This is a genomic window from Streptomyces sp. NPDC059456 (assembly GCF_042750055.1).
In the GTDB taxonomy this organism is placed as follows: Bacteria; Actinomycetota; Actinomycetes; order Streptomycetales; family Streptomycetaceae; genus Streptomyces.
Map to the genome: position 1 here is coordinate 20577 of NZ_JBHYVA010000028.1, position 6950 is coordinate 27526.

The window sequence follows — 6950 nt, forward strand, 5'->3', positions numbered from 1 at the left end:
GGGGGGGGTTTGCGGGGGGGGGGCCCACCTCGCGGGGCGGGGGTCGGCCCCCCCCCCGGCGGGGGTGGGGCGGGGGGGGCGGGCGGGGGCGGGGCCGGCGCGGCCGGGGGGCGCGCGGCCACGACCGTACCGGTGCGCGGCCGCGTCTCGACCAGCCCCTCCACGCGCAGGGCGGTCAGGGCCTTGGCGGCGGTGGCCGATGCGACGTCCCACTCCCTGGCGACCTGACGGGTCGACGGGACCCGGTCCCCGGGGGCGAGTTCGCCGGCCGTGATGCGGCGTCGGATCTCGCCGACGATCCGCAGGTACGGCGGCTCGCCCCGGGCCCCTGTGGGATGCGTCACGTTCTCTTCCCCTCCCGCTCTGTACTAGCACAGAGGCTAGCAGCCGAAAGGATGGGAGGAGCCCAACTGTACTAGCTCAGAACGGGGATTCGGCCAGTTGAAGGCACTGCGCGTACGCCGTACGTTCAGCCGTGCACAGCCCGTACAGCGCACGGCGCGGACACGGCGCGGACACGGCGCGGACGTACCGAAGGAGCCCTCCCATGCAGACCGTTCTCATCTCCGGCGGCGGAATCGCCGGCCCCGTCCTCGCCCACTGGCTGCGCCGGCACGGCTTCGAGCCGACCGTCGTCGAGCGCGCCCCCGGCCCCCGCGCCGGCGGCCAGGCCGTGGACATCCGCGGTGTCGCGCTCGACGTCGTCGGGCGGACGGGCCTGCTGGAGCAGGCCAGGAGCGTACGCACCCGCATGCGCGGCATGTCGGTCCTCGCCCCCGACGGCGAGGAGATCGAGCGCTCCACCGAGGCCACCTTCAGCAGTGGCCGCCTCGACAGCGAGGACATCGAGCTGCTGCGCGAGGACTTCGTACGGATGGTCCACGACCACACCCGCGCGGACGTCGAGTACCTCTTCGGCGACGGCATCACCGCGCTCGCCGAGCACGGGACCGGCGTCCGCGTCGACTTCACGCACGCGGCGCCGCGCACCTTCGACCTCGTGATCGGGGCCGACGGCCTCCACTCGACCGTACGGCGCCTGGCCTTCGGGCCCGAGGAACGGTTCACCCGTCATCTGGGCAGCCACCTGTCCGTCTTCGGCGCGGACAACTTCCTCGGCCTCGACGACTGGCAGGTGTGGCTGCGGGACGGTGACGTGGGTTTCGGCATCATGCCCGTCCGGGAGAACACCGAACTGCGGATCGCCTTCGGCTTCGAGTCCGCGGGGCCGCTCGCCCGCACCCCCGATTCCGCCGACGCCCTGCGCCGTATCGTCGTCGAGAAGCTCACGGCCCTGCGCTGGAACGGCCCCCGCCTGGCCCGGGCCGCCGAGGAGGCCCCCGACTTCTACTGCGACGCCATGGCCCAGGTCCGCATGGACAGTTGGTCGCGCGGCAGGGTGACCCTGCTCGGCGACGCCGGATACTGCCCCTCCCCGCTGTCGGGGCAGGGCACCAGCCTCGCCCTCGTCGGCGCGTACGTCCTGGCCGACTGCCTCGGCCGGGCCCGCGGCGGCGGCCGTGGCGGTCACGGCGGTCGCGGCGTCGACCCTGGGGGCCACGGCGGTCACGGCGTCGACCACGCCGCCGCGTACGCCGAGTACGAGCGGCGGATGCGCCCCTTCGTCACCCTCAACCAGGCCCTGGCCACGGAGAACCCCGGCGGGCCCGCCTCCGGAGAGTCCGTCGGGCGCGCCAAGAACGCCCTCTCCCTGGACGGTTGAGGTCCAGGCTGCCGCCGGGCGCCGGGCGCCGGGCGCCGGGGCGGGTGGACGGGCCCGTGCCCGTGGCGGATCATGGCCGGATGCCGATCCCTCCGCACGCGACCGAAGTCGATCTGTTCGAGCAGTCCAGGGGCCGCCTGGAGGCGATCGCCTACCGGCTGCTGGGGTCGGCCGGTGACGCCGAGGACGCCGTGCAGGACACGTTCCTGCGCTGGCACGCGGCCGACCGGGAGCGGATCGAGACGCCCGGGGCGTGGCTGACGAAGGTGCTCACCAACATCTGCCTCAACCAGCTCACCTCCGCCCGGGCCAGGCGGGAGACGTACGTGGGCCAGTGGCTCCCCGAGCCGGTCCTGGCCGGCGACCGGATGCTCGGGCCCGCCGACACCGCCGAACAGCGCGAGTCGGTCTCCCTCGCGGTGCTCACCCTCATGGAACGGCTGTCGCCCAACGAGCGCGCCGTGTACGTACTGCGCGAGGCGTTCGGGTACGGGCACCGTGAGATCGCGGAGATCCTCGACCTCACCGAGTCGAACTGCCAGCAGATCCACCGCCGGGCCAAGCAGCACCTCACCGCGGAGCGGGCCCGTACCGAGGTCGATGCGGCCGCCGCCCGCAAGGTCGTGGAGGAGTTCCTCGCCGCGGCCCTCAGCGGTGACACCGAGCCGCTGGTCCGGCTGCTCACCGACGACGCCGTCAGCGTGGCCGACGGCGGTGCCAAGGTGCAGGCCCGCAGGACCCCGGTCGTCGGTGCGCTCGGCATCGCGCGTTACCTGCGGGGGCTGTTCCGGCCGAACGCGGCGAAGCGGGCGTACGTCGGCGGGAGCGTCGCCGTCCATGCCGCCGTCGTCAACGGCGCCCCCGCCCTGCTGCTGGAGGCCGGCGGGCAGGTCCTCGGCGTCATCTGCGTCGCCGCGACGCCCGACGGCGTCGAGGCGGTCCGGATCCAGGTCAACCCCGACAAGCTGGAACGCATCACGCGCCGGTGGGCGGCCGCCGGGCCCCATCACCCGCTCGCGGAGATCTGGTGACCGCAATGTGACCCGCATCACATCACGGTTCTGTCAGGGATCGTGCGGCTGTCCGGTTCAGGAGGTGAGTCCCACCGGATAGGAGCCAGCCATGAAGCACCGCATCGTCGTCCTGGGAGCCGGGTACGCCGGAGCCATCACCGCCGGTCGCCTCGCACGGAGGCTGCACCGCGACGACGTGGAGATCACCGTGGTCAACGGCGATCCCGACTTCGTCGAGCGCGTCCGTCTGCACCAGCTCGCGAGCGGCCAGGACCTGCCGCGCATCCCGCTCCGCGACCTGTACGCGGGCAGCGGCGTGCGGGTCCGGCCCGCCCGGGTCACCGCCGTCGACGTCGAGGAGAAGACCGTCGGCCTCACCGGTGACGGCGGCGCCGAGACCCTCGGCTACGACACCCTCGTGTACGCCCTGGGGAGCACCGGCGCGGAGCACGGCGTCCCCGGCGTGGCCGAGTACGCCCACCACCTCGCCGGTAAGGAGGGTGCGCTGCGGCTGCGGGCGCGTCTCGCCGAACTGGAGCCCGGCGGGACCGTACTGGTCGCCGGCGGCGGCCTGACCGGCATCGAGGCGGCCAGCGAGATCGCCGAGGCCCGCCCGGACCTCGACGTCGCCATCGCGGCCCGCGAGGCCGTGGGCGGCCGGCTCAGCGACAAGGCCCAGCGCCACCTGCGCGTCGTCCTCGACCGGCTCGGCATCACGGTCCACGAGGGGGCCGGCATCGCACGGGTCGCAGCCGACCGCGTCGTGACCGCTGCCGGCGAGGAGATCCCGGCCCGGGTCACCGTGTGGACCGCGGGATTCACCGTGCACCCGATCGCGGCCGCCACCGCCCTGGAGGTCTCGGACACCGGGCGGATCGTCGTCGACGCCACCATGCGCTCGGTCTCGCACCCCGACGTGTACGCCGTCGGCGACGCCGCGTTCGCCCGGGGCGCGGGCGGCGAGCCCCTGCGGATGGCCTGCGCCACGGCCAGCCCGATGGCGTGGCAGGCCGCGGACGCCCTGGCCGCGCGCCTGACCGGCCGCAAGGTGCCCGAGAAGCCGATCGGGTACGCCGCCCAGTGCGTGAGCCTCGGACGCCGTGACGGAATCCTCCAGCGCGTGACCCCCGAGGACCGCATGACGTCCACGGTCATCACCGGCCGGGCCGGAGCCCGCATCAAGGAGTTCATCTGCGCGGCCACGGTGTGGAGCGTCACCCACCCGACGATGCTCCTGCCCACCCGCCGCCACCGCATCGCTCCGGCCACCCGCACGGCACCGCCCCGGTACGCCGCCACCCGGTGACGGCACGCCGACGGGGCCTCCGGCGCGATCGGCAACCCGACGTCCGTTCCGGTCCGACGGGGGTGCGTCAGAGGCTCCGGGCAGTGATGTCGCCGTGGGCGGTGGTCGCACGGATGGTCAGGCCGGCGGCGCCTTCGGCGTTCTTGAGGGAGTTGTGGATCCGGCCGTAGTCGGTGCCGGCGTCCAGGGCGGCGCTGACCCCGGCGGCGACGCCGACCGAGATGTCGCCGGCCCGGGTGCGCAGCACGAGCGTGCCGCCGGCGGCCTCGGCGATCCGGATGTCGCCCTTGGCGGTGCTGATCTCCGCGGAGCCGTCGAGGCGGCCGACCGAGACGTCACCGGCCTGGGTGGCGACGCGGGCGCTCGCGGCCTCCTCGATCTCGACCGCGCCGTGCGCGCCGTCGAAGCCGACGTCGCCGAGCCGGCCGATGCCGCGGAACGCGCCGCCGGCGGTCTTCGCCTCGACGCGGGAGCCGGCGGGCAGTTGGACCGTCACCTCGACGGAGCCGGAGGGGCCGAAGTACTGCTTGTCCGCCTCCGGGGCCGAGATCCGCAGGACGCCGTCGACGTACGCCACGGTGGTCTGCTCGGCCGCCTTCACGTCGCGGCTCTTCGAGGCGTTCGCCGGCCGGACCTCGACGGTGGTGTCGGCGCGGTCGCCGGCGACGAACCGGACGAGCCCCGCGGGGACGTCGAGGACGGCGGAAATGGCGGCGGGGGTGTGGAACTTCTGCATGACGCTCTCCTTGGCTTCGTTTCTGACGATGGAAAAGCTACGTTGCGTTCATTAAATGGGCAATGGATCCATTGCGCAGAATCGCTGTATATGCAGGTCAAGGCGTGAATATCGTTGCAACGACCTTAAAGCTAACGTAACATCAGCCGAGCGTTCGTTGCAATGGAATGCGCGTGAACGCTATGCTGCACCGCACGGGGAACCGCAAGGAGCACGAAGGAGACCGCGATGCCGGGAGGCAGGCTCACCCAGCAGGAACGCCAGCAGATCGCGCTGGGCATGGCCGACGGACTCGCCTACGCGGAGATCGCCAGACGCCTCGACCGCCCCACCTCGACGATCACCCGCGAGGTGCTGCGCAACGGCGGCCCCACCGCCTACCGCGCCGACCTGGCCCACCGCGCCACCGAACGCCGCGCCCACCAGCGCAGGCAGGCCGCGCCCCGGGAACCGCAGGCTCCCGCGCAGGCCCACGGACGCGACCCCGAGGCCGTCCGCGCGTACGAGGAGACGTTCACCGCGATCCTGATGCAGCAGGGCCTGCCCAAGATGATGGCCCGAGTGCTGACCTGCCTGTTCACCACCGACGAGGGAAGCGTGACCGCGTCCGAACTCGTCCGGCGCCTCCAGGTCAGCCCGGCGTCCGTCTCCAAGGCCGTCACGTTCCTCGAGAGCCAGGGACTCGTCCGCCGGGAACGCGACGAACGCCGCCGCGAGCGCTACTTCGTCGACGACGACGTCTGGTACCAGTCGATGATGGCCGCCGCCCGGGCCAACACCCAGATCGCCCGGACCGCCCGGCAGGGCGTCAGCCTCCTCGGCCGCGAGAGCCCGGCCGCCGTCCGCCTCGAAAACATCGCCCGCTTCGTCGACTTCGTCGGCGAGAGCATGGCGCGCGCCGCGGAACAGGCACGCGACATCCTCCACCCGGACGACCCCGAACCGGCGGACGGCTGACGGGCGGCGGGCGGCAGCCGGCGGTCAGCAGCCGGCGGTCGGCTCAGCGCAGTACGGCGGCCAGCAGGTCGGAGCCCAGCGCCGTCAGCCCGGGCACGTCGAGGGAGTAGCGGACGTACCGGCCGTGCCGCCGCCCCGTCAGCAGGCCCGCGCGGCGCAGCACGGCGAGGTGGCGGGACACCTCCGGGGACGACAGCTCCCAGGCGTGCGCCAGCTCGCCGTTGGTGTGCGGGCCACGGGCCAGCGTACGCAGCAGCCGCAGCCGTACCGGGTGGGCCAGCGCCTCCAGCCGCAGCGTGATCGTTTCCAGCGACACCGGCTCCGACGGACTCGGCTCGGCCACCGGGTACTGCACCACCGGCTGCCATCCGGAGGCGTGGACCACGACCAGGTGCGGGCTGCCGAAGACGCTCGGGATGAAGGTGACCCCGCTGCCGTGGGCGGCGGTCGACTTGTCCTGCAGTTTGTCCACGACGATGTGGTCGCCGTCCGGTGCCAGGGTGACCGCACCGGACACCGAGGCGAGGGCCGGACCGATGCCACGGCGTTTGAGCAGGTCGTTCTTGACGCGCAGGTCGGTGGCGAGCTGTACGGCGACGCGCGCCCAGGCGGCGTCGAAGAAGGCCTCGGCGCACTGTTCGAGGGTGTCGCGCACGCGCGCCCGCACCGCGGCCGGGTCGGTGAGCAGCCGTTCCGCGAAGGCGCCCTGGACGGCGCCGCGGGCCTGCGCCAGGTCCAGGGCCCGCTCGCGCGCGGCCGGGTCGGTCAGCGGCGATGGCGCGGCGAAGGTGACCCGGCTGCTGCCGCAGGTGGTGACGAGCGCGGCGGTCACGTACGTCTCGTCGTCGATCCGGTCCACGTCGTCCAACTCCTCGGCGAGGGTGGGCCGGGGCCGAGCCGGGACCAGGAAGTCGGCCCGCGAGGAACGCCAGAGGAACTCCGCCTCCCGCAACCGCTCGGCCAGCCCCGGCGGCAGCCCGGCCCAGACGTCCGCGGCCCAGCCGGCGAGCTGCGGATGGTGCCCGGGTTCGGCCAGCACGTGCAGCATCGCGGCCAGTTCGGCCAGCGGGGAGGCGGTGAACCGCAGTCGCTCGGACGGCAGGCCGCCGATGTCGATCCACAAACTCACCCGCCCAACAACACCGACCGGTCGGCGGGCGACGAGCGGGCGGGGTTGGGGGTCACGGACACCCCCCCCCACACCCCCGCCCCACA

7 protein-coding genes are annotated in these 6950 nt (G+C 73.6%); 4 read left to right on the forward strand and 3 right to left on the reverse strand.

Features of this window, described 5'->3' with window-relative positions; genetic code table 11:
- Positions 1-344, reverse strand: a 344-nt coding sequence (locus tag ACFXA3_RS04840) for a GntR family transcriptional regulator (protein WP_385181978.1), incomplete at its 3' end; no start/stop codon positions are given.
- Positions 345-547: 203 nt separating this feature from the next.
- Here ACFXA3_RS04840 and ACFXA3_RS04845 point away from each other — a divergent pair.
- The 3 genes from ACFXA3_RS04845 to ACFXA3_RS04855 all read left to right on the forward strand — a co-directional run bounded on the left by ACFXA3_RS04845 (position 548) and on the right by ACFXA3_RS04855 (position 4042).
- The gene (locus tag ACFXA3_RS04845; RefSeq protein WP_385181981.1) at positions 548-1723 is read left to right on the forward strand and encodes an FAD-dependent monooxygenase; all 1176 of its coding nucleotides are present in this window, start codon (positions 548-550) and stop codon (positions 1721-1723) included.
- An 80-nt stretch (positions 1724-1803) separates the two neighbouring features.
- The gene (locus ACFXA3_RS04850; protein ID WP_385181983.1) at positions 1804-2754 is read left to right on the forward strand and encodes an RNA polymerase sigma-70 factor; all 951 of its coding nucleotides are present in this window, start codon (positions 1804-1806) and stop codon (positions 2752-2754) included.
- A gap of 91 nt (positions 2755-2845) precedes the next feature.
- The gene (locus tag ACFXA3_RS04855; RefSeq protein ID WP_385181985.1) at positions 2846-4042 is read left to right on the forward strand and encodes an NAD(P)/FAD-dependent oxidoreductase; all 1197 of its coding nucleotides are present in this window, start codon (positions 2846-2848) and stop codon (positions 4040-4042) included.
- A gap of 67 nt (positions 4043-4109) precedes the next feature.
- Here ACFXA3_RS04855 and ACFXA3_RS04860 read toward each other — a convergent pair whose 3' ends face one another.
- Positions 4110-4778: a DUF4097 family beta strand repeat-containing protein gene (locus tag ACFXA3_RS04860; protein ID WP_385181988.1), complete on the reverse strand. Its 669-nt coding sequence runs from the start codon at positions 4776-4778 to the stop codon at positions 4110-4112.
- 228 nt (positions 4779-5006) lie between these two features.
- Between ACFXA3_RS04860 and ACFXA3_RS04865 the strand changes: the two genes are divergently transcribed.
- Positions 5007-5735 (forward strand): helix-turn-helix domain-containing protein, encoded by a 729-nt coding sequence (locus tag ACFXA3_RS04865; protein WP_385181991.1) that lies wholly within the window; start codon positions 5007-5009, stop codon positions 5733-5735.
- A gap of 43 nt (positions 5736-5778) precedes the next feature.
- Here ACFXA3_RS04865 and ACFXA3_RS04870 read toward each other — a convergent pair whose 3' ends face one another.
- Positions 5779-6864 (reverse strand): DUF5937 family protein, encoded by a 1086-nt coding sequence (locus tag ACFXA3_RS04870; protein ID WP_385181994.1) that lies wholly within the window; start codon positions 6862-6864, stop codon positions 5779-5781.
- Between the last annotated feature and the right edge of the window lie 86 nt (positions 6865-6950).

What these genes read in the sequence shown, in the direction of transcription:
- ACFXA3_RS04855 (WP_385181985.1), top strand. Translation starts at nt 2,846, where the DNA reads ATGAAGCACCGCATCGTCGTCCTGGGAGCCGGGTACGCCGGAGCCATC.
- ACFXA3_RS04865 (WP_385181991.1), top strand. Translation starts at nt 5,007, where the DNA reads ATGCCGGGAGGCAGGCTCACCCAGCAGGAACGCCAGCAGATCGCGCTG.
- ACFXA3_RS04845 (WP_385181981.1), top strand. Translation starts at nt 548, where the DNA reads ATGCAGACCGTTCTCATCTCCGGCGGCGGAATCGCCGGCCCCGTCCTC.
- ACFXA3_RS04860 (WP_385181988.1), bottom strand. Translation starts at nt 4,778, where the DNA reads ATGCAGAAGTTCCACACCCCCGCCGCCATTTCCGCCGTCCTCGACGTC.
- ACFXA3_RS04850 (WP_385181983.1), top strand. Translation starts at nt 1,804, where the DNA reads ATGCCGATCCCTCCGCACGCGACCGAAGTCGATCTGTTCGAGCAGTCC.